Below are 23,204 nucleotides of genomic sequence, written 5' to 3'. Positions count from 1 at the left end.
CATTTCAAGATACACAAAGTTTACGAAATTTCATTACAAAAATAACAACTATTAAACCTTATGTAAGGTCAAAATAGTCGTTATTTTTTATCTTTGTAATTAACCGATTATCAAGTAATTGCAAAACACTATACAAAAAGGGGATTAATTGGACTTCAAAAGGGCGTTAGTAACATCGCAAAAGGGCACCTTTTGGAAGCCAATTGGGCGTTAATTGCAAGCCAAAAGAGCATCTTTTATTTTTTAAGATGTGATTTTATTTTACAAATAGAGATACTGGCAAAGACAAATCAACAGTTACTTAATAACTAAATTCGGCTTTATCATCAAGAACAACAGCAAACCTCTAAGATGAACACTAACGTCATTCATTGATATAAGAGCGGATAATATTTGCCCAAACTTCATAACCTTTATTCGAAAGATGCAGTCCATCACGACAATAGTCTGCGTGCATTTCTTTAGCATTGACACCTAAGAGGGGATGATACAGGTCGATAAAAACAAGTTTATTGTCATTACAGTAATCTTTCAACTTATCATTTAACTGAATAATCATATCATCCTTACCCTTAAGTAGTTTCCACACACCAACTTTTTCATTCAAAGGTAAAAGACTTTGTACGTACAGCTTGGTTTCTGGACATGTTGTACGAATTGTTTCTATGACATTAACTACCTCTTGAAAGATACGATCAACCGTCCAACCATGACTTAAATCGTTTGTTCCGCATTCAAAGAATATCTTACTGGGATTATAAGGCAGAATCTGATTTAAGCGTTTAGAGATTCCACGACTATCATCTCCTATAATCCCTCTATTGATAATCTTTCTCGCGTTTGGGAAAAAACGATTCCAGTCTTTCCCATATTCGGAATGACTATCGCCCAACATAACAATTGCATTATCTGGCAAAGAGCCTTCTTGCTTAAATTGATTCACTCTTATGTTATAGTGTTTTGAGCCGTGATACGTAACATTTTGAGCATGCATTGATAGGGTAGTAACTGAAAGGAAAAGATAAAATAATAGCTTTGTCTTCATATAAATACTTGTATAACACGTCAAACCCATCAGAATACGAAATAATAATCTGATGTATTCTTACTGCAAAAGTAAGAAAAAAGAAAGAGAAAAGAAAGGAAAAGTCCGGTTATCTGTTCCAAAGGAAAGGATAGCCGGACTTTTAAATAAGAGGATTCTTAAATAATTATTGCGCTTATTAGTTCATGTGACGCATTACCTTGCGTAAATAAGCTTGTGTCTTAGCCACATTATATCGAATACCACCGCCCCATAAGCGAATAGCTTTTTCAATACTGTTTAATGGGTTGTGGAAACTCTGAATGATAATAAACATTTCCTTTGACTTTGCAGCATTAAAGCGATCCGAAAGCGAATAACGCTTGTTGCTACCAATACTTTTAAGGATGTTGTTGCACTCCTTTACCAAAACTGGGGAAATCTGCAGTACACCAACATAAGGACCATTTACAGCTGCAGGATTACCCTTGCTTTCAATCTGGATGATTGCATTCATTACAGGTTCCCAATCAAAGCCATCTTTCTTGGCTGACACTTCAACATGTGAAGCAAAAATCATTAAGAAACAAATACTTACTACTTTTAAAATTCTCATCATTAAAAAATTTCCGAAACCTTGGAAGAGTAAGTCAATAGAGCTACTCTCTACGGCGTGTTCCTATGTGAGAATGAGTTACTACCACGCCTCAGTTTCATATTAACACTGCAAAGATACAAAAAATATTCCTGATATACATCACTTTAAGATTTATTTAATAAAGTTAGAGATGAATGTTAGACTGGTTAAACAATCACTTTAACTTGCATATAGTCGATGAAATCATATCATTTTTACGATACATGCAATTTGTAGTATTGAAAAAGAATGTTTACCTTTGCGATGTTTTAAAGTCGTAAGAAGGCATATTATTAGGCTTATCGACCCTAATATGCTTAACATTCCAGATATAAGCTCTACAAGTTAAGACAACAGATGATAAAGCGTAAACGTAGGCGCAGAAAGCAAAAGCGCAATAAACATAGTTTTTGGTGGTGGGTTTGTGCTGCTTTAGCGGGGCTGACTACTATTCTTATCATTGACCTTAAACCATGGCGAAAGTCGCGCTCTGCAGTCAGCGACCAATGGCCTTACCACGATATGACTAAGGGACCGTATTCCAAAGACTTTGATGGTCTGGACATCTCACGTCATCAAGGGAAGATACATTGGGATGAATTAGTGGAGGAGAATCCACAACTTCGCTTTGTCTATATCAAGGCTACAGAAGGTAGTTCTATCGTTGATCCATTCTATAAGAGAAACTTTAAAGCTGCAAAGGAAAGAGGCTTATTAGTAGGTTCTTATCACTTCTTGACTTATCGAACTTCTATGGAACGCCAAGTAGATAACTTTCTTGCTAACATTGACCTTAGTCAGCAAGACTTATTACTACTTGTAGACATAGAAAAGGATGGAACACGCAGTTGGGGACGTGAGATTATTCAGAAGAATCTTGCCGAGTTTATCCGATTAATAAAGGAACGAACAGGACATTCTCCGATGATTTACACCAATGAAGCTTATTATCATCTGAACCTTTATCCAGAGTTTAACAGGTATCGATTGTTCATTGCGAACTATAATCTTCCTCCTCAACTACCAGATACTAAGCACGACATATGGCAGTCGAGTAAGCGTGGGAGGGTGCGTGGAATATGGACATATGTAGACATAAACCAGCTACGTGAAGGTGTTTCTGTAGATGATTTCAAAATGCCTAAATAAGAGTTTGCACCGATTAAACCCACATCTGTCATTAAACCACAATAAGTATATAGGTCAAGACTCTAATGATTGATTAGGGTAAAATCAGCAATCTGTCGCAAACTTATTTATAACTTGTATTTTATCTGCAGCCTTATAGGTTGTTTTGCTCAGTGAACTAAAATCGATTACATTACGATAAATACTCGAAAAGGCGACAAGCTTATTCCCCTTTATAAAGAGAAGTGTACAGATACTATCAAATAAAGTGTTATCAAGGATAGCAGCTCTGTCCCCAGCATAGCCCATATCAATTCTTTCATCAGAGGCAGTACGCTTATCGTAAGGCTTAATAACGATCATCGTATCCCAGTCTTTATCTTTATACAGCTCATGAACAGAGATACAAGATTCAGACTTTTGGATCGTTTCTAAGTTATCATTTAGATTTACTTCACGATAGGGTGCATTGACACACCAAATAATTGCACCTATAAGAATTATTGAAAAGATGATTAGTAGTATTGTCTTTTTCTTCATATTATTTTCGTTAACATCCTAAGTTACATCTGGTAATAGTAATATCTTGTGTCAAGAAGAAACTTGTATAGTTTGTATAGGAATCCTATAAAACTATACAAGTATAGAATTAAACAAAAGAATATTGATACTCGTTAAGCCAAACCTTCAATCTGACCACGAACAATATCAATCTTTTCTGCTTGAGGAATCTTAGGTAAACCAGGCATACGCATTATCTCACCAGCAATAGCAACAATCATCTCTGCACCTCCATTGATGACAAAGTCACGAATGGTAATGTCGAAATTCTTAGCTACACCCACCTGCTTAGGGTCTTCACTAAATGAGAATTGTGTCTTAGCTATGCAGATAGGGAATCTATCCATTCCCCAAGACTTGATACGTGCGAGTTTGTTTTGAGCTGACTTCTTAAGGATAACAGAGCGTGCACCATAGATATTCTTGGCTACCTTATTAACTTTCTCTTCAATACTATCCTCATCTGCATACGTCATCTTGATTTCCTTAGCTCCCTGCTTATCAATGGTTTCAACGACAAGACGAGCCAAATCCTCAGCACCTTCACCACCTTTCAAGAACACATTGTTTTCTGCAAAGCCTACACCCAACATCTTACAGTGTTCTGCGAGAAGAGCAATTTCCTCCTCAGTATCATCACCATATCGGTTTAGTGTGACAATCACTGGCTGTCCAAAGCGTTGCATATTTTCAACATGACGATCGAGATTAGCAAAACCATCCACAAGTGCTTGACGTTCCTGCTCATGCGATGCACCATCAACAAGTCCGCCGTGCATCTTCAAACCACGTAAAGTTGAAACAAGAACAGTTACACGAGGATGAATTTCAGCCTTACGACACTTAATGTCTAAGAATTTCTCTGCACCAAGGTCTGCACCGAATCCAGCCTCAGTAATAGCATAATCACTCAGTGACATAGCCATCTTGGTTGCGACTAAACTGTTACAGCCATGGGCGATATTCGCAAATGGTCCACCATGAACAAAGGCTGCTGTCCCCTCAAGTGTCTGAACAAGGTTAGGTTTGATAGCATCCATCAAGAGAACTGTTATTGCACCAGCGACGCCGAGATCGCGTACTCTAAATGGTTTGTCGTCAAAGGTAATACCCAAAACCATATTCTCAATACGACGACGGAGGTCTTGCTCACTATCAGCAAGACACAATGCTGCCATAATCTCACTCGCAGGCGTAATATCAAAACCAGACTGTGTTGGTAAGCCATCAGTAGAAGCACCCAGACCAGTAACGATGTTGCGAAGGCTACGATCATTTACGTCCAAGACGCGCTTCCAGAGAATTTGCTTCAAAGTAAAGCCCTCACTACGATGCTGATAAATATAATTATCAAGCAAGGCTGCAATCATATTGTGTGCACTCGTGATAGCATGGAAATCGCCTGTAAAATGGAGATTAATCTTCTCCATAGGTACTACTTGGGCATATCCACCACCAGCAGCACCGCCCTTCATGCCAAAGCAAGGACCAAGACTTGGCTCGCGTAAAGCGAGAACCGAACGCTTACCAATGCGATTAAGTGCCATTGATAAACCAATACTAACTGTAGTTTTACCAATACCAGCACGGGTAGGGGAGATTGAACTAACAAGAACAAGACGGTTGCAAGCTACTCGATCTTCATCAATCAATGAGAGAGGCACTTTTGCCATATACTTACCATAATGCTCCAAAGCATCAGCTGGAATACCGATTGTAGCTGCTACTTCCTCTATTGGCTTCATGTTACATGAGCGTGCAATTTCGATGTCAGATTTCATAGTTATATTATTTTTATAAAGTTATAATCGCAAAGATAGAAATAAAATTTGAATATAACCAGTTCTTGCGAAAAAAAAGTTTTTTGCTTTTAAGTATTATGACCCCATCCTTTTGTCTTTTCAAGATGCTTATCTTGTTCTTCGATCTTTCTATTGTGCCACTTGATTATAGTTTATCCATAGAATACAAGCGCATAAACATCTGCCTACATGCCAAATCCTATCTATCGTATAATGTCTGAATAGACTCATCCATGCACCTTTTTATCAACATGAGGATATTCCGCACATGTGGTGCGAGTGCTGAGCACATATGGTGCGAATACTAAACACCAATAGTGCGGATGCTAAACAGTAATTATCTTGAGAGCTTTACTCCTTATTATATATTACTAAGATGCTATCAAGTTATTGATAGAAGAATATTGTACACTAAAGTATTTCAAATATTCAATGAGGTGTAACATTGCCTATGGATATGTCCTTTGGATAAAAAGACTAAAAGAAAGAGCTTGCACCCCAAATCAAAACTGCATAACGAAGCACTTTACCTATCGTGATACTTAATACAGACAAAACAATATTAGCACGTGTCAGACCTAAAACGATGGTGATAGCACTACCTAAAATAGGTAGAAAGGCAAAGAATCCCATCCAGGCACCATGTCCACCCATAAAGCGATAAGCTCTATCCAATGATTCTTTTTTCACTCGGAAATATCGTTCAAGCCACTCCAGTTTACCTAACCTGCCAAGACCATAATTTAACATTCCTCCCAAAACGTTACCTATACTACCATAAACAAGTAAAAGAACAGGATCTACGCCAGCTGCAAGCAAGCCAAGCATTACTGCTTCACTACTAAAAGGTAAGAAACTTCCTGCAAGGAATGCTGATAGGAACATTCCCCAATAACCATAATCTACAAGTAATTGTGTAAGAGATTCCATAAGTTGAATAGGGTGATGATGATAGCTGAATAAGAAAGAATGATAAACATCCAGTTGGTTATCCTTGTGCGTGTTAGTGCAAAGAAATGTGCAATGAGTGGAGCTGTAGTAACAATCATTACGCTCAGCAATGCTTCATAATGCTGAGGTTGCAAAAAGAAAAAGACTATTGCTAAAAGATCTATTGTTACGAAAATCTGATAGAACAAACGGGTCCTAATATTATCATTACGCTTTTGATTCATAAAATGAACAATACCAATCACAGCACATACTAACACAAATGATAAAGTCAATGCTTGACTAAAGTTCAGAAACTTTAAGTTGAATGGTTCACCAAACACAGCAATCTTAGCGAAATGATTGGTGAGTATTGTAATGTCTCCTTTGACCACCAAGTATCCTGCATAGAACCAATAAGGCAGGATTATACCGAGGATAGATGCAACAAAATTGCGTGGACTCATCGAGAGAATATTGGTACGCATAATAACCCAGAGTACTGGTAGGAAGAAAAGAGTTTGTACCCAAACAATACTTGCCATACCTATACAGAAGAATGCATAGAACGTCCAACCGGGTGCATGTGTGTTTTGATAGCAACGAAAAGCAAATGTATAGAACCCTACAAAGCCTAACATGATGATGGCTGATTGAATAGATGGGAACATAAAGACAGCCATAGTCGCAAAGACGATGAACGAACATGACACCATTCTACTATAGATACGAATAAGCGCATTGGCATTATTCAGCTCCATCATAAGATAAGTAGACAGCAAAAGGCATATACCTGGCACTATTACTGAAGGGTTATATATCCCCGCAATAACCCATACAAGAGCAGCCGCTGAAACAACGTATGCTTGTGTCCAGCGGCTTTCTGATATTCGATTTTGAATGCGTTTTTGTTGCATAATAGATGATATGTGGAGATAGCCATGAGAAGGTGCTAAGTAATAAACAACTTAAGAGCTATCTTCTTACTTTCAAAGGGCTAAGACTATAGGTCTTGTCCTATATCTCTTCTAAAATATTTATCCGTAAATTCAATCTTCTGAGCTTCCGCAAAACTCTTCTTTAGTGCTTCTTCTTTATTCTCACCATAAGAAGACACTGCAATTACACGACCACCAGCAGTAACGACCTGACCTTCCTTCACAGCTGTACCGCTATGGAAAACTACAGAATCTTCAACCTTATCAAGTCCTGTGATTGGATAACCTTTCACATACTCTTCAGGATAACCACCGCTAACAAGCATTACACAAACGGCAGAGCGTGAATCAAATTCAACATTTCGCTGATTGAGGTTTCCCTTTGCAACTCCTTCAAAGAGATCAACAATGTCACTCTTTAGGCGTAACATGACACTCTCAGTCTCTGGATCACCCATACGACAGTTGTACTCGATAACCATAGGTTCACCTTCTACATTAATCAAACCAAAGAAGATAAAGCCTTTATAATCAATACCCTCTGCCTTTAAACCATCAACAGTAGGACGGATAATGCGCTCTTCTACCTTTCCCATCCACTCCTTGGTAGCAAATGGAACAGGAGTAACACTACCCATACCGCCTGTGTTCAAGCCTGTATCATGCTCACCAATGCGCTTATAGTCCTTTGCTTCAGGTAATATCTGATAGTGAGTACCATCTGTAAGTACAAATACAGAGCACTCAATACCAGAAAGGAACTCCTCAATGACCACCTTTGCAGAAGCATTACCGAACATACCACCAAGCATTTCTCGTAGTTCCTTCTTAGCTTCTTCAAGCGTTGGAAGAATGAGAACACCCTTACCAGCCGCCAAGCCATCAGCTTTCAACACATAAGGAGCCTTAAGCGTCTCCAAGAAACGCATGCCTTCCTCTATCGTTGTACCATCGAATGTTTCGTAAGCTGCTGTCGGAATATTATGACGCTTCATGAAAGCTTTGGCAAAGTCCTTTGACCCTTCGAGTACAGCACCAGCCTTTGAAGGACCAATAACAGGAATATTAGCTGTACGGCTGTCTTCCTTAAAACTGTCATAAACACCATTTACCAATGGGTCTTCAGGACCAACCACAACCATATCAACCTTCTCTTCGACAACGAAATCTTTCAGTTTGTCGAAGTCATTTACTCCGATTGCAACGTTCTCACCAACTGCTCCCGTACCAGCATTACCTGGTGCAATGAAGAGTTTACTACACTTTGCACTCTGTGCAATCTTCCATGCCAAGGCGTGTTCACGACCGCCGCTACCTAAAAGTAATATTCTCATAAAGCTTTGCCCGCCCCCTCCGATGAAGGAGGGGGGAGTGCAGTCTTGCTGCACATGGGTATTTTTTAATTGTTAGATATGATTATAAGCAATGCTCAAGCGTATTATTAACTTATCAGATACGCTATTTTATTGGCTTCAGATAATCCTCAAAGTACTGTGTAATACGCTCATGTAAGTGTACACTCTGATGTCCACGCATGTTATGAGGTTCGCCAGGATAAACGAAGAAGTCAGGTTGCGTACCAGCAGCAATACAAGCCTTTAAGAAGGAATAAGAATGCTGAGGAACTACAACTGGGTCATTCAAGCCTGTAATAATCTGGAGTTTGCCTTTAAGATCCTTTGCCTTTGTAAGAAGTGATGTCTGTGCATATCCTTCTGGATTAGTTTGTGGAGTATCCATATAACGCTCACCATACATCGCCTCATACCACTTCCAGTCGATAACAGGACCGCCAGCAACACCTACTTTGAACACGTCAGGATAGTTGGTAATCAATGAAGTAGTCATGAAACCACCAAACGACCATCCATGAACACCTATACGATTCTGATCAACATATGGGAGAGACTTTAAATACTTAACACCTTCCATCTGGTCTTTCATCTCTTCTTGACCAAGATGACGGAATGTTGCTTGCTCAAACTCCTTACCACGATTATCGCTACCACGGTTATCAAGGATGAAAAGTAAATAACCTTTCTGCGCCATGTAGGTTTCCCAACCACGTGAACCCCAGTTCCATGAAGCCTCAACATTATGCGCATGAGGACCACCATAGACATAGATAACAGTAGGATACTTCTTATTTGGATCGAAGTTAACAGGCTTCACCATACGCCAATATAGGTTTGTCTTACCGTCTGCAGCCTTTATTGAACCGTTTGTATATTCTGGAACAGTATATCCTTCCCAAGGATTAGTAGCTGCAAAGTAATCATGACGCTGTGGCTTACCATTCAAACTGATAATTTCATACTTACGAGGCACAGATGGTTCACTGTAATTATCCATGACAGCATTACCATCTTCACTCAGTTTTGGATAATGATAACCACGGCCATTATCAAGTAGTGTGCGCTTTCCAGATGCTATATTCACAAGCCAAGCATTGCGCTGAATAGGATTACATTCGTTTGAAACGTAGACAATACTCTTCTGTTTGCTATTGAAACCGAGTACTTCCAGCACAACCCACTTACCACTTGTAATCTGCTTAAGCTGTCGACCATCCTTATTAAAGAGGTAAAGATGATTATAACCATCCTTCTGACTCTGCAAGATAAACTCATTGCCGTTCCATGGTAAGAACTGAATTGGATGACATGGCTCAACATATTTTGCGTCAGTTTCACGATAAAGTTCTTTCAGCTTAGCACCTGTAGCAGCATCATAAGAAACTAAACGGCAATCATTCTGATCACGGTTAAGTTCAAACATATAAACCGTCTTCTCGTCTGGGCTCCATGTGATGTTTGTAAAATAACAGTCGGTTGGGTCGCCAGTTTGAAGATATACGGTCTTGCTGGTTGTAAGGTCATACACACCTACAGTTACCTTATGAGATGTTTCACCAGCCATAGGATACTTAATAAGGTCAACCTTAGCTGCACGTGACTCACCCTTTGTAGGTTTCCAGTCCAACTCTGGAACATCAACGAGAGGATAGTCAGCAACCATACTCTGGTCCATTCGATAGAAAGCTAAGCGATTTCCCTTTGGACTCCAGTAGAGGCCACCATTAATTCCGAACTCATCACGATGTACACTTTGACCATATACGATATCTCTTGAACCATCTGTTGTTAACTGATGCTCTGTACCTTTCGCATCTGTAACATATAACTGATGGTCCTTTACCAGTGCAGTTGCACCAGATACCTTGTTCCAATCACGTGCTTGAAGACCAGCTTGTCGATTCAAACGCTGCTCAAGTTTGTGTGTTTTGAAGTCTACATATAAGTCCTCATTACCATTCTGAACCTTCACAATAGAACGATTAGCATAAGGAAATTCAGCACCATAGAGATGACGTACAACCTCATCCGAAGCTGATAAACCTGCCCATTTATTGATGTCATCTAATGAGAAGAGCGGTGTCTCCTTACCAGTTACTAAGTCAACTAACGAACAGTTGTTAAGGTCTTGGCGTACCAACTTCCCTCCCCACCACGTAAGATAACGTGCCTCAGGGCGCATGTTGTAGAAGTTTTTACCACCAAAGTTCAAATCCTCAAGGGTAAACTGCTTTTGTGCCATACTTTCAGTAGGACTTAAAAGTCCTGTGAAAGCACAAAGCCCCACAAGACTAATAAATGATTTAATCTTCATGATTATACGTGTTTTTACCACGGAATCCTCCGCGCTTGTTAGATTTATCAAATCGTTTGCCGCCAAACTTACGGTCATCATCACGACTGAACGAACGTTTCCGATCGTCATCACGTCGGAATGAACGCTTACGGTCGTCGTCTCCTCTTCTGAAAGAACGTTTGCGGTCTTCCACATCACGATAGAAACGAGGGCGACGCTCACGGTCTTCACGGAACTTACCACCACCGAATTTATTACGTTCTAAGCTATGGAAGGTGAATGAACGAATATCAGCCTCAGCATTTTCCTCATTTTCATCAAGACGTTTCTTAAACTCACGTTCCTTCTTAAAGCGATGCTTCTGTGCCATCTCACGCTTCTCATCTTCGGTCTTTACGACACCACCTTCATGTCGGAAGTCACTCATCTTACCATCAAACATCTGGTAACGACGGAATTCACACTCCAAAGAGCCATTGTAAACAGGAATCTTAATACTTGGCTTCAATCCAATCTGACGGAAACATTCCTCACGATAAGATAGAATCCAAGCCTCATTACCCATGAAATGATGCTTCAAACGTTCACCAATCATCTTATAGGTACCGAGCAAGTTTGGTGTAGAAATACGCTCACCATATGGAGGATTCATCACAATCATGCTCTTCTCCTTTGGCTGAGTGAAGTCTTTAAAGTCCTGCTGTTCGATGGTTACATATCTTGACAAACCTGCTGCAGCAACATTCATACGAGCCGTATTGACAGCCTTCATCTCTGTGTCATAGCCATAGATATGATGTGTAAACTCACGTTCTTGTGAATCATCATTATATATCGTGTCAAACAGCTCTTGGTCAAAGTCAGGCCACTTCTCAAAAGCAAATTCCTTACGGAACACACCCGGAGAAATATTAAGAGCAATAAGAGCAGCCTCAATAGGCAAGGTACCAGAACCACACATTGGATCGATAAAGTCTGTTTCACCTTTCCAACCCGTCATAAGAATCATACCTGCAGCCAAAACTTCATTCAATGGTGCCTCAACACTCTCTTGACGATAGCCACGGCGATGCAAAGACTCACCACTTGAGTCCAATGACAGGGTAGCATTATCCTCTGCCACGTGGATGTTCAAACGAATATCAGGATTGCTGACAGAGATATTTGGACGGGTACCAGTACGCTCACGGAACTGGTCTACAATAGCATCTTTAACTTTGTATGTAACGAAGCGTGAGTTAGTAAACTCTTCAGAATAAACGACAGAGTCTACAGAGAAAGTCTTTCCTGGGAGGATATACTTACTCCAGTCTATCTTCATTATCTCCTCATACATATCTTCAGCACTCTTCGCCTTGAAATGTGCGATAGGTTTAAGGATACGAATAGCTGTGTGTAACTGGAAATTTGCACGATACATCATTTCCTTGTCACCCGTAAATGACACCATTCGGCGTCCTATTTGTACGTTATTGGCACCTAACTGTGTCAGCTCTTTTGCTAATACTTGCTCCAAACCCATGAAGGTTTTAGCGATGAGTTCAAATTCTTGCATTTATGTGATAAATATTTTTATATACGATGTTAAAATTAAATTAGCGGAAAACATTATCTGATAACTTCAATAAGAATAACCTATCGGTTGCTTATCAAGTGCTCCCCTTTTCCCTTTCGAGGTGAGAATAGGGTAGCCCCTTTATATTCCTCCGCCATATTCAAAGTCAATATCTAAGATATCTGTTTTGTTCTGTTTATACTTCTTTGTTCGTGGACGCATATCTCGCGTAACCCACACATTGGCTCCAATGATACAGCCTTTCCCAATAGTGATACGACCGAGGATAGTTGCATTGGCATAGACGACAACATCATCCTTTAGAATAGGGTGACGAGCAATTCCCTTAATAGGCTTACCATCTTTGTCAAGTGGGAAACTCTTTGCTCCTAAAGTAACACCTTGATAGAGTTTTACATGATTACCTATAATACAGGTTGCACCAATCACCACACCAGTACCATGATCAATGGTAAAATGTGTACCAATGGTCGCAGCGGGATGAATATCAATACCAGTCTCTGAGTGCGCCATTTCTGTAATCATGCGTGGAATAAGAGGCACATTTTCTAAAACTAATTCATGTGCCAAACGATAGTTAATAACAGCCTTAATAGCTGGATAACATGAAATTACTTCTCCCAAATTAGCAGCTGCAGGATCACCATCAAAGGCAGCTTGTATGTCTGTTGAAAGTATTTTACGCAAGGTAGGGAATTTCCCGATGATACGTCCAGCTATCTTATCAGCCTCTTCCTGCATACAACGACGCGTATCAGCAGCATTCGGACAATGACAGTCTTCATTAAAACATAAACCAGCCATAATCTGCCGACATAGCAGTTTATGCAGTTGTTCTACATTTACACCGATTTGGTATTTTATCGTTTCAAAGTTAACAGACGAACGTCCATAAAAACCAGGAAAGAGAATAGAACGTGAAAGTTCAATAATCTCTTCCAATTCTTTAGCTGATGGCAATGGGTCTCCATCACGATGCTCATGGCAAATACCCTGCAACGCTTCCGGTTCAGAAAGTTCTTCAACGGTCTGTATAAGTTGCTGCGTGATGTCTTGTTTACTCATTGATACTGTATCGAGATGTAATTACGTTGCAAAGATAATGATTATTATCGGATTTTTATGAGTTTGTTCAAGAAAAATATACTAATTTTGCAGCGCTTTTTAAGCATCATTACAGGATAATTTAGATTCAAAAAGAATCTTATTCAGAATGTTTCAAATATTTAAATGATGAAATCAACTATATTTCCACGTACCATTAACATCTTATTCCTATCTGCCATTTGTGTAATCGCTTCTGCAACAACATCTTCTCATAAGTCTTCAAAAAACACCAAACGTCAGTATGATGGTATTGACGTATCGCATCATCAGGGACAAATCGACTGGAAAGAAGTGGCAAAAGACAAACAAATTAAATTTGTATACATCAAAGCAACACAAGGAACAAGCATTAAGGATAAAAACTACGAACAGAACATTAAGGCGGCACGCCGTCAAGGTTTACGTTGCGGTTCTTACCACTATCTTTCATGCTTAACCTCCGTTAGGTCTCAGTTTCGCAATTTCCAGAAAGCTATGCGAGGACATAAACAGGATTTAATTCCAATGATTGACATAGAACATGATGGTGTAAGACGCTGGAGCAAGAAACAAGTACAAGACAGCGTTGCCTTGTTTGCGAAATTAATAGAGAGAAAGTATGGTAAGAAACCACTAATTTATTCTCATGTAAGTTTCTATAATTCTCATCTTAGTCCTCGATTCAATAAGTACTTCCTTTTCTTAGGTAGATATAGTTCTGTGCGTCCATCCATCAAGGGAGTAGGGCGACATAACATCTGGCAGTTCTCTGATCGCGGTAAAGTTCGTGGTATTCGTGGCTACGTAGACCTTGATCGCTTTATGTCAGGAACATCGCTTGCAGCTATCCGTCTATAGTAATTTACAATTATTTGGGATTGTTGCAAATTAAATATAAACAGAGAAAAGTATGTTTCAAGCGAATAATTTATTCGTAATTTTGTAGCTCATAAAAAATTAGATGACTTAAAACTTTCTTTTAAAGAAGAAAGAATGAGAGTACATTATAGCTTCTAAAAGAAGAAAATATCAATCGATTTATGAGCTATGAGTCCTCGTAAATGATGATCAGAAACATATTAAGAAATAATTTAATAAGTATGCGTAAAATATCTATAAACAAAACAATTATATCATTTCGTTCTGCACTACTTACGCTCTTATTCGTAACAACGAATAGTGTTCAGGCGCAAGAGTACCGTGAAACCCCACCGTTAACATTTCGTCCACTGCTACAAGAGCTTGGCACAGAACTTATACAAGGTAAGAAGGGTAGTATCGTTGCCATTGATCCAGCCACGGGTGAGGTGCTCTGTATGGTAACAAATTCACCTACGGGTCCTAATGATGCCCTTGCCATTGCAACTGCTTATCCTCCTGGCTCAGCCATTAAGCCAGCACAAGCATTAGTCTTCCTCTCAGAAGGAATCGTCAAGCCTGACACCAAGATTGCCTGTCATGATGGGTTTCGTGATGGAAATATAAAGGTGAAATGCCATCCGCATTATTCTCCAGAAGCACTTGCAGGTGCTTTGGCTGTATCTTGTAACACTTGGTTCTTGAAATCCTACTTATCAATGTTGAACAATACACAGAAGTATGGTTCTAAGGAAAAGGCTGTTACAATTTGGTGGGAATATATTATTAGTATGGGACTTGGTGGTCCGTTAGGTATTGACATGGCTGGTGAAAAGGGTGGATTGGTTGCCAATGTGAACTATCTCTCACGCCGTTATAAGAATAATTGGGACCCCAAAACAATTATGTGGGCAGGAATGGGACAGGGTGACATCACAGCCACTCCTTTACAGCTCTGTAATTTAGCCGTAACGATTGCAAATCGTGGCTGCTTCTTTACACCACATATTCATAAAAGCGTTGACTGGGCACCCCTCCCTTCACGCTTCCTCACGCCACGTCAGACAAAGGTTCCTTCTTACATTTATGCAGATGTCATTAAAGGTATGCGCTTAGCAGTAACAAAGGGTACAGCGACCGTACTCAACGGAACAACCTATCCTGTTTGCGGAAAGACCGGAACAGCCGAAAACGCTGGTAAGGACCATTCTATTTTCATAGGCTTCGCACCAATGAATGAACCAAAGATTGCAATCTCTGTTTATATTGAACATGGTGGATTTGGTGCCGATGTAGCTGCCCCGATAGCAGGATTGATAATGGAGAAGTATCTTAAAGGTAAACTGAGTCCAAAATCACAAGCTATGGCGAAACGCATTGAGCGCATAAACACGATGGATAAGTAAAACCATTTTGTAATAAAAAATCATATTCTTAAAAATCAATAGATGCTTAATAGCACTTCAATTAAGCATCTATTGGCTTCTAAAAGGTGCTCTTTTGAGGTCTTACTAACGCCCTTTTGAAGTCTAATTAAGCACCTTTTAATTTATGAATGTGCAACAATTTGATAACTAAACAGTTACAACACCCGCCAAAAACTCTATTTTCAGACTTACAAATAGCTTTTTATAACATTAAACTTGTAAATATATTTCATGCCAACACATCTTTTTCTGAGTCTTCAGGATTTTGGAGTGATAAGGTTTGCCACTTGTGTTTAGAGTTTGAAGCAATGTCACACGGAGGCACGGAGAGGACGGAGGATTATTAAAACAAAGCAATGGAAGTCACGGAGGCACCGTCGGTGCATAGAGCGACGGAGCTTATTTGTCAATTCAATTAGCAATTTATATACAAAGCGTTTAACTAAAAATAGTTATCAAGAATCTGTACTCTACAGCTCCGTCGCTCTTTGTGTCGTCGGCACCTCCGTGACATTGCGTTATCTCCGTCCCCTCCGTGACTCCGTGTGCCTATTATATAAGACTTTTAGTTTATCACTCCATATTTCGGAAGAATCTGTTTTCTTTAGCAAGATTTGATAATAACATTAATAAAAAAAGCCCCCATTCTCACCTTTAAAATAGGGTAGAGAATGGGGGCAAAGTTTATTAGATTATTTTATATTCTCATTACTTCCTTAACGCCCTTCACTGTTCTAAGTTTCTTGATGAGCATATTCAACTTGGAATTATCATCAAGGAGAACAACGAGGTTACCAGAGAAAAGGCCATCATTCGAATCAATATTGATAGAGCGCATCACTATTTTTTCATCTTTTGAAATGATATTTGAAATGTTGCTTACAATACCGATGTCGTCATTACCTATGACACGCAGTGTAATAGCATACTGGGATGTACCCTTGCCACTCCAACGTGCCTTAACAACTCGATAGCCAAAACGCTTGCGCATCTCAGGTGCATTGGGGCAATCATCGCGGTGAATCTTTATTCCTCCACTGACTGTCACAAAGCCAAAGACGGGATCTCCATAGATAGGATGACAACACTTAGCAAGCGAGAAATCTAAACCCTTGAGATTTTGGTCAATGACAAGGACATCATCATTCTTCTTCAGATATTCTGTCGTAGGATTCTCAAACTCAAAGTTCTCTGCACTCTCAGTCTCTTTTGTCTGATTGAGGTTGTGTGCATGATTGTAAACCTTCTGATATTCCTCGATGACATAGTTCGGATCAAGCTTCTCATCAGCAATCTGCTTATAGAATTCAGAAACCTCCTTGAAGCCTAACTTGCGAATGAGTTGACCCATCGTAGAGTCTTCTATCTCAATCTTCTTATTCTTAAACCTACGTTCGAGTAATTCCTTCGCATATAGACCATCTTTCACTTGCGTCTCTTTTAGCGCAAGACGTATCTTTGCCTTTGCTCGAGATGACTTGCAAATGTTCAGCCAATCACGATTAGGCTTCTGCGTTGTGGAGGTTAGAATCTCTACAGAATCACCACTATGTAACTCGGTACGGAAAGATACATTCTTGCCATTTATCTTTCCTCCAACACATTGATTTCCTATCTTAGAGTGGATGTGATAAGCAAAATCGAGTACTGTCACACCTTTTTGAAACTTTAGAAGGTCGCCCTTTGGCGTAAAGACATAAATCTCCTTTTCGTAAAGGTCAGACCTAAACTCGTCCATCACCTCAAGGTTATTACCAGCCTCAAGGGCAGAACGAATAGAAGCTAACCAGTTATCCATTCCGCCTTCTGCCTTCACTCCTTTATATCTCCAGTGTGCAGCAAGTCCATGTTCGGCTATCTCATCCATACGTTCTGTACGAATCTGCACTTCTACCCACTTTTTATCAGGTCCAAGCACAGTGATATGCAAACATTCATAACCATTAGACTTTGGTACAGAAAGCCAATCACGGAGTCGCTTTGGATTTGGCTGATACATATCCGTCACAATCGAATATGCCTGCCAACACTGCATCTTCTCCTTGTCTTCTGGTGAATCAAGAATGATACGAATGGCAAAGAGGTCATAAATACCTTCAAAGCCACACTTCTGCTTCTTCATCTTCTGCCAGATAGAATGGATTGACTTCGTGCGACCTTTAATATGAAACTTAAGTCCTGCTGCTTTAAGTTGCTCACTAACAGGAGTGATAAAGCTACTGATATAAGCATCACGCACCTTCTTGGTTGCATTCAACTTATCTTTTATATGATAGTAAGCATCATGCTCAAGGTATTTCAAAGAAAGGTCCTCTAACTCACTCTTTAGCTGGTATAAACCTAACTTATGTGCCAAAGGAGCATAAAGATAACTTGCCTCTTCAGACACTTTTCGTTGCGCTTCCTTATTCTCAACGTCACGAATCTGACGCATAAGATTAACACGATCAGCTATCATAATCAAGATAACACGCATGTCTTCTGCAAAAGATAACAGAAGATTTCGGAAGTTTTCACTCTCGATAACTGGCGTTTTCTTATAAAGTGTCTGAATACGTATAAGCCCATGGATAATCTTCGAAGCACCATCACCATACAACTTGCTTATCTCATCAAGTGAAAGGATTCCTGTTTGAACACTTTGATAGAGCAAAATCGAAATGACAGACTCACGATTCAAACCAATGTCCTTAACTGCAATGACTGCAGTCTGTAGTGAACAAAGAATAGGATTCAAGCCAAAGACATTGCGTTGTATGCTATTCTCTGATATTATCTTATCCAAATGTTCGCGCAATTTAGGAAGATCATTCTCATAAAACGTTTCCCCAAGTGGCTTCTTCAGACTTTCGAATATCTGTTCAGATAATTCTCTTTCCTTATCCGTATAAATGAATTTCTCTTCCATAGGCATAATATATTCTATTTTCCAAAGGCAAAGATACAAAGAATTTCGATATAATTAGAAACAAATGTGTCAAATAGTTCTTTTCTTTCGGTTTAATTCGTTATTTTTGCAGTTAAAATACAATCTTTTTAATACCTTACCATTATGTTGAAGAAAGAAGACCTAAAACAGATTCATGACAAAGGAATAAGTGAGGAACAGATTAATAGACAGTTGGAAGACTTCATAAGAGGCTTTCCTTACTTGAAGCTTGAAGGTGCTGCAACACCAAAGAAAGGTCTTACGGTACTCGATAAGAATGCTTGTGAGGCTGCTTGCAAAGCATGGCAGAATTATCAAACTCATGGGCATAAAGTTGTCAAGTTTGTTCCAGCTTCTGGTGCAGCCAGCCGCATGTTCAAAGACCTTTTTGCATTCCTCAAAGGAAATAACGAGGCACCAGTTAGTGATTTTGAAAAGGAGTTCTTCTCAAATATTCACCACTTTGCGTTCTACGAGGCGTTATCAGCCAAATGTCAGCAGTTAGAAGGTAAGACTATCGACGCGTTGATAGCTGAAGGACGATACAAAGCTGTCGTTGCTACATTATTAAATAGGGAAGGATTGAATTACGGACAGCTACCTAAGGGGTTGCTGTTGTTCCATTCTTATGACGATGGAGCACGTACCCCAATGGAAGAACATTTGGTTGAAGCAGCTCGGTATACGGAAAGTAACAAGCAAGCACACGTACATTTCACCGTATCACACGAACACTTAGCCTTCTTCAAACAGAAGGTTGCCGACAAGCAGGCTAAATTTGAAGGTAAATTCGGTGTAAACTTTGATATTTCTTTCTCTGAACAGAAACCAAGTACGGATACAATTGCTGTAAATCTTGACAATACTGCTTTCCGCAATGAGGACGGCTCACTATTGTTCCGTCCAGCCGGTCATGGCGCATTGATAGAGAATTTAAATGATTTGGATGCTGAAATTGTATTCATTAAGAATATAGATAATGTGGTACCAGACCGATTGAAGGAAGAAACCATCAGTTGGAAGATGATTATTGCAGGTAAACTTGTAACCTTACAAGAGCGTGCTTTTGCTTATCTTCACAAACTGGAGGAAGGTAATTGCACACATTCAGAACTCGAAGAGATGCTTGATTTCTTACAGAATGACCTCTTTTGTGAGAAGCATGATGTGGCTTCTTTGAATGATATAGCACTGGCAGATTACTTACATAGGAAGTTAAATCGTCCAATGCGTGTATGCGGTATGGTTAAGAACGTTGGTGAACCAGGCGGCGGTCCGTTCCTTGCTTATAATCAAGATGGTACTGTCAGCCTTCAGATTCTTGAGAGTTCTCAGATTGACAAGAACAACGAAGCATCTATGAAGATGTTTACAGAAGGTACACACTTCAATCCTGTTGATCTTGTTTGCGCTATCAAAGATTACAAAGGCAATGCTTTTGACTTGACAAAGTATGTAGATAAGTCAACAGGCTTCATCAGTTCAAAGTCAAAGAATGGTCGTGAGCTTAAGGCATTGGAACTTCCGGGCTTGTGGAATGGTGCTATGAGCGATTGGAATACAGTCTTTGTAGAAGTACCACTCGCCACTTTCAACCCTGTAAAGACTGTCAACGATCTTCTGCGTGAGCAGCATCAATAAACATTATGAGCGCCATTAATAAGCATCATAAGTACAAAACTTAGTTTCGTTCACGATAAACTCAATTATTCCCAACCCTTAGAAAACTGATTTCTAAAGGTTGGGAATCTTATTATCCATGAATGTTAGGATATTAATCATTTGACATACAGACACTACTTCTCGACCCATGATAAACATAATTTGGTGCGATGTTTATCTGTCTTCTACAAATAACGTATTCCCTTATTAATTGAGGTTTGTAAACTATTTTCATACTCTTCAAAACCAAGACATGCTCTTTTGGGTGCTAAAAGACGCCCAATTGACTTGCAAAAGGTGCCCTTTAAGACCCTTACTAACGCCCTTTTGAAGTCCAATTAAGCACCTTTTATTTTACTACTTGGTAACTACTTGATTCTCTGTTGATTGCAAACCTACTTCTTATATGTGTTTTTGCCGTTAGTTATAAATGTTTTCTTTGAAATTATGTAATTATTTTTCAAACCCTTATCTGCATATTTTCGAAGTCTAAAAAGAAATGAATTTCAATGTCAGAGGATGATAATAGGATAGAATGTTGACTATCTTAGCCAAATTTTTATTTAATGAATGGCTATGGTTCTTCCATTAAAGCAATACGAAAAGTGTCCACACATTTAACGGAAGAACCCTATTATATCCTGTTCATCCACAGAATAATATCAAAAAAAGATAAGAGAAATCTTGTAAGGTTCAAATAAAAATTATACCTTTGCGCCACAAAAGACACATTTAATGATGTTTCACCTTATGAAACGTCGACACTATCAAATGTAATTTCCCATACATATTTATATGTTAAGCAAAGAAGAATTATTAGAGAAAGAAGTTTCTGAACTTGAAGCTATTGCTCAGAGTACTGGTGCTGTTTACTCACCTGGAGATGATAAGGATAAGCTCGTTTATGCTATCCTTGACCGTCAGGCAGAAGAGGCAGGTACAGCACATCCCTTAGAATCAAAGCGTAAGCGTACCAGAATAGCACGAAAAGATACCGACAGGGTTTATTCGGTACATGGTGAAGAAGGGGAAAACTTCGACGTACAGAAGAATAAAAACACGGCAACAAGTCAGCCTTCATTATTCAAAGAGTTACCTGAAACAAAGGACGATAAGACTGAAGAGAAATCTCCAGAAGAAATATTAGCATCTATTCCAAAGCATCGTGGTCGTAAATCTAAGGCTGAATTAGAGGCTATTGCGGCTGCAGAAGCTGCTATAAAGGCAAAAGCTGAAGAAGCACAGCAGGTTGAAGAGCCTGTAGAGGAGGCTCCAATAGAGAATGTAAAGCCATCTGCTCCAGAGGATTTCATCCCAGAAGATCAGTTCTCTAACGTACCACAGCAGGAAGAGAGTGAAGGTAAAGAAGAATTATTGGCACGCCTTCAGGAGAAGGTTAACGCACATAATATGAATATGGAACCAGCTGGTTACTCTGTATTACCTGATGGTGTATGGGCAGGTGACCCAGGAGATGGTACAGATTTCATTCCAGTTGTTGACCTACCAATTGAAGATCAGGGTATTGTTCCAAACTATGATATGTTTGATCAGCCTACAACTCCTGCTCAGTTGCCGTCAACTCCGGTCTATGATAATGCTCCAGTTGCAAACAATGCGAACTATGATTTCTCTGATCTTATCAAGGCAAACGGTGTTCTTGAGGTAATGCCTGATGGTTATGGCTTCCTGCGTTCAAGCGATTATAATTACTTATCATCACCTGATGATGTATATATTGCAAACAATCAGATTAAGCAATATGGTCTGAAGACAGGTGATGTTGTAGAATGCCACGTACGTCCACCACATGAGGGGGAGAAGTATTTCCCACTGACAAGCATTGACAAGATTAATGGTCGTAAGCCTTCTGAGGTACGTGACCGTATACCTTTCGAGCATCTTACACCACTCTTCCCAGAGGAGAAGTTCACACTCTGTGGCGATCCTCGTACAACTAATCTTTCAACACGTATTGTAGATCTCTTCTCACCAATCGGTAAGGGACAGCGTGCATTGATTGTTGCACAGCCAAAGACGGGTAAGACTATCTTGATGAAGGATATTGCAAATGCTATTGCAGCCAACCATCCAGAGGCTTACTTGATGATGCTCTTGATTGATGAGCGTCCTGAGGAGGTTACCGATATGGCACGCACAGTAAATGCTGAGGTCATTGCTTCAACATTTGATGAGCCCGCAGAACGCCACGTCAAGATTGCCGGTATCGTATTGGAGAAGGCAAAACGCATGGTTGAATGTGGTCATGATGTAGTTATCTTCCTTGACTCAATCACCCGTTTGGCACGTGCTTACAACACTGTAGCACCAGCATCTGGTAAGGTATTGACTGGTGGTGTGGATGCCAATGCATTGCAGAAGCCAAAGCGTTTCTTCGGTGCTGCACGTAATATTGAGGGTAGTGGTTCTTTGACTATCATTGCAACAGCCTTGATTGATACTGGTTCTAAGATGGATGAGGTTATCTTCGAGGAGTTCAAGGGAACAGGTAACATGGAGTTGCAGCTTGACCGTAGCTTGAGTAACAAGCGTATCTTCCCAGCTGTTAACTTGGTTGCTTCAAGTACACGTCGTGATGACCTCCTCCAGGATCGTACAACACTTGATCGTATGTGGATTCTCCGTAAGTACATTGCTGATATGAATTCTATTGAGGCAATGAACTCTATCCACGACCGTATGAGACGTACAGAGAACAATGAGGAGTTCCTGCTGTCAATGAATGATTAATGAAATCAGATTATTGAAACTTATTGTTCTTTTCTAACAGTAAGTTTACAGTATTAGTAAAATAGAAAAAGTGTATCAAAAGTATGAAACAGCATTGTTTCCTTTTGATACACTTTTTCTGTTTATATACAATTTCGCCCAACTGCCCAAAAGCTCTCTTTTGTCTTATTTTTTCACAACCTACTTTTTAAAAGATGCTCTATTGCGTTTGAATTAACGCCCAATTGGCTTGCAAAAGATGCCC

The 23,204-nt window shown here is 39.6% G+C and carries 16 protein-coding genes; 5 read left to right on the top strand and 11 right to left on the bottom strand.

What is annotated here, in order from left to right; genetic code table 11:
- Window positions 1-364 precede the first annotated feature (364 nt).
- The gene (locus FIU21_RS00790; RefSeq protein WP_004359801.1) at window positions 365-1,075 is read right to left on the bottom strand and encodes a GDSL-type esterase/lipase family protein; all 711 of its coding nucleotides are present in this window, start codon (window positions 1,073-1,075) and stop codon (window positions 365-367) included.
- Window positions 1,076-1,223: 148 nt separating this feature from the next.
- Complete coding sequence (locus tag FIU21_RS00785) at window positions 1,224-1,643, bottom strand: lysozyme family protein (RefSeq protein WP_004359802.1); 420 nt, start codon at window positions 1,641-1,643, stop codon at window positions 1,224-1,226.
- A 375-nt stretch (window positions 1,644-2,018) separates the two neighbouring features.
- On the opposite strand from FIU21_RS00785, the gene FIU21_RS00780 reads away from it, so the two are divergent.
- Window positions 2,019-2,810 carry a glycoside hydrolase family 25 protein gene (locus FIU21_RS00780; RefSeq protein ID WP_004359803.1) on the top strand — a complete coding sequence of 264 codons (792 nt, stop codon included), beginning with the start codon at window positions 2,019-2,021 and terminating at the stop codon, window positions 2,808-2,810.
- An 84-nt stretch (window positions 2,811-2,894) separates the two neighbouring features.
- On the opposite strand, the gene FIU21_RS00775 is transcribed toward FIU21_RS00780, so the two are convergent.
- From FIU21_RS00775 to FIU21_RS00740, 8 genes are all read right to left on the bottom strand, one after another.
- The gene (locus FIU21_RS00775; protein WP_004359804.1) at window positions 2,895-3,329 is read right to left on the bottom strand and encodes a hypothetical protein; all 435 of its coding nucleotides are present in this window, start codon (window positions 3,327-3,329) and stop codon (window positions 2,895-2,897) included.
- Window positions 3,330-3,463: 134 nt separating this feature from the next.
- Window positions 3,464-5,131: a formate--tetrahydrofolate ligase gene (locus FIU21_RS00770; protein WP_004359805.1), complete on the bottom strand. Its 1,668-nt coding sequence runs from the start codon at window positions 5,129-5,131 to the stop codon at window positions 3,464-3,466.
- A gap of 498 nt (window positions 5,132-5,629) precedes the next feature.
- Window positions 5,630-6,082 (bottom strand): YqaA family protein, encoded by a 453-nt coding sequence (locus FIU21_RS00765; protein ID WP_004359806.1) that lies wholly within the window; start codon window positions 6,080-6,082, stop codon window positions 5,630-5,632.
- Window positions 6,055-6,999 carry a hypothetical protein gene (locus tag FIU21_RS00760; protein ID WP_004359807.1) on the bottom strand — a complete coding sequence of 315 codons (945 nt, stop codon included), beginning with the start codon at window positions 6,997-6,999 and terminating at the stop codon, window positions 6,055-6,057. The genes FIU21_RS00765 and FIU21_RS00760 overlap by 28 nt, the downstream gene beginning before the upstream one ends.
- An 86-nt stretch (window positions 7,000-7,085) precedes the next feature.
- Window positions 7,086-8,354, bottom strand: coding sequence for a phosphoribosylamine--glycine ligase (gene purD, locus FIU21_RS00755; RefSeq protein WP_004359808.1), 1,269 nt, complete (start codon window positions 8,352-8,354; stop codon window positions 7,086-7,088).
- A 124-nt stretch (window positions 8,355-8,478) separates the two neighbouring features.
- Window positions 8,479-10,689, bottom strand: coding sequence for a S9 family peptidase (locus FIU21_RS00750; RefSeq protein WP_004359809.1), 2,211 nt, complete (start codon window positions 10,687-10,689; stop codon window positions 8,479-8,481).
- Complete coding sequence (locus FIU21_RS00745) at window positions 10,679-12,226, bottom strand: THUMP domain-containing class I SAM-dependent RNA methyltransferase (RefSeq protein ID WP_036886074.1); 1,548 nt, start codon at window positions 12,224-12,226, stop codon at window positions 10,679-10,681. Before FIU21_RS00745 ends, FIU21_RS00750 begins: the two co-directional genes overlap by 11 nt.
- A 141-nt stretch (window positions 12,227-12,367) precedes the next feature.
- Window positions 12,368-13,312 (bottom strand): serine O-acetyltransferase, encoded by a 945-nt coding sequence (locus tag FIU21_RS00740; protein WP_004359811.1) that lies wholly within the window; start codon window positions 13,310-13,312, stop codon window positions 12,368-12,370.
- Window positions 13,313-13,480: 168 nt separating this feature from the next.
- Here FIU21_RS00740 and FIU21_RS00735 point away from each other — a divergent pair, with 168 nt between their 5' ends.
- Window positions 13,481-14,191, top strand: coding sequence for a glycoside hydrolase family 25 protein (locus FIU21_RS00735; protein ID WP_036886140.1), 711 nt, complete (start codon window positions 13,481-13,483; stop codon window positions 14,189-14,191).
- A 242-nt stretch (window positions 14,192-14,433) separates the two neighbouring features.
- Window positions 14,434-15,597: a penicillin-binding transpeptidase domain-containing protein gene (locus FIU21_RS00730; RefSeq protein ID WP_050759745.1), complete on the top strand. Its 1,164-nt coding sequence runs from the start codon at window positions 14,434-14,436 to the stop codon at window positions 15,595-15,597.
- A 718-nt stretch (window positions 15,598-16,315) separates the two neighbouring features.
- Here the strand turns inward: FIU21_RS00730 and FIU21_RS00725 are convergent.
- On the bottom strand, window positions 16,316-18,526 hold the full coding sequence (locus FIU21_RS00725) for a RelA/SpoT family protein (RefSeq protein ID WP_004359814.1): 2,211 nt from the start codon (window positions 18,524-18,526) through the stop codon (window positions 16,316-16,318).
- Between the two features lie 144 nt (window positions 18,527-18,670).
- On the opposite strand from FIU21_RS00725, the gene FIU21_RS00720 reads away from it, so the two are divergent.
- Window positions 18,671-20,188, top strand: a complete 1,518-nt coding sequence (locus FIU21_RS00720; RefSeq protein ID WP_004359815.1) for a DUF4301 family protein — start codon at window positions 18,671-18,673, stop codon at window positions 20,186-20,188.
- A gap of 816 nt (window positions 20,189-21,004) precedes the next feature.
- Window positions 21,005-22,960, top strand: a complete 1,956-nt coding sequence (gene rho, locus FIU21_RS00715) for a transcription termination factor Rho (RefSeq protein ID WP_004359816.1) — start codon at window positions 21,005-21,007, stop codon at window positions 22,958-22,960.
- Window positions 22,961-23,204 lie beyond the last annotated feature (244 nt).

Source organism: Prevotella melaninogenica (assembly GCF_013267595.1).
Classification (GTDB): Bacteria; Bacteroidota; Bacteroidia; order Bacteroidales; family Bacteroidaceae; genus Prevotella; species Prevotella melaninogenica_D.
Note: the sequence above shows the minus strand (reverse complement) of the source record. Positions and strands in the feature narration are given on the sequence as shown.

Coding starts and splice junctions, on each gene's coding strand:
- FIU21_RS00790 (WP_004359801.1), bottom strand. CDS start 1,075: ATGGGTTTGACGTGTTATACAAGTATTTATATGAAGACAAAGCTATTA.
- FIU21_RS00785 (WP_004359802.1), bottom strand. CDS start 1,643: ATGATGAGAATTTTAAAAGTAGTAAGTATTTGTTTCTTAATGATTTTT.
- FIU21_RS00780 (WP_004359803.1), top strand. CDS start 2,019: ATGATAAAGCGTAAACGTAGGCGCAGAAAGCAAAAGCGCAATAAACAT.
- FIU21_RS00775 (WP_004359804.1), bottom strand. CDS start 3,329: ATGAAGAAAAAGACAATACTACTAATCATCTTTTCAATAATTCTTATA.
- FIU21_RS00770 (WP_004359805.1), bottom strand. CDS start 5,131: ATGAAATCTGACATCGAAATTGCACGCTCATGTAACATGAAGCCAATA.
- FIU21_RS00765 (WP_004359806.1), bottom strand. CDS start 6,082: ATGGAATCTCTTACACAATTACTTGTAGATTATGGTTATTGGGGAATG.
- FIU21_RS00760 (WP_004359807.1), bottom strand. CDS start 6,999: ATGCAACAAAAACGCATTCAAAATCGAATATCAGAAAGCCGCTGGACA.
- purD (WP_004359808.1), bottom strand. CDS start 8,354: ATGAGAATATTACTTTTAGGTAGCGGCGGTCGTGAACACGCCTTGGCA.
- FIU21_RS00750 (WP_004359809.1), bottom strand. CDS start 10,689: ATGAAGATTAAATCATTTATTAGTCTTGTGGGGCTTTGTGCTTTCACA.
- FIU21_RS00745 (WP_036886074.1), bottom strand. CDS start 12,226: ATGCAAGAATTTGAACTCATCGCTAAAACCTTCATGGGTTTGGAGCAA.
- FIU21_RS00740 (WP_004359811.1), bottom strand. CDS start 13,312: ATGAGTAAACAAGACATCACGCAGCAACTTATACAGACCGTTGAAGAA.
- FIU21_RS00735 (WP_036886140.1), top strand. CDS start 13,481: ATGAAATCAACTATATTTCCACGTACCATTAACATCTTATTCCTATCT.
- FIU21_RS00730 (WP_050759745.1), top strand. CDS start 14,434: ATGCGTAAAATATCTATAAACAAAACAATTATATCATTTCGTTCTGCA.
- FIU21_RS00725 (WP_004359814.1), bottom strand. CDS start 18,526: ATGGAAGAGAAATTCATTTATACGGATAAGGAAAGAGAATTATCTGAA.
- FIU21_RS00720 (WP_004359815.1), top strand. CDS start 18,671: ATGTTGAAGAAAGAAGACCTAAAACAGATTCATGACAAAGGAATAAGT.
- rho (WP_004359816.1), top strand. CDS start 21,005: ATGTTAAGCAAAGAAGAATTATTAGAGAAAGAAGTTTCTGAACTTGAA.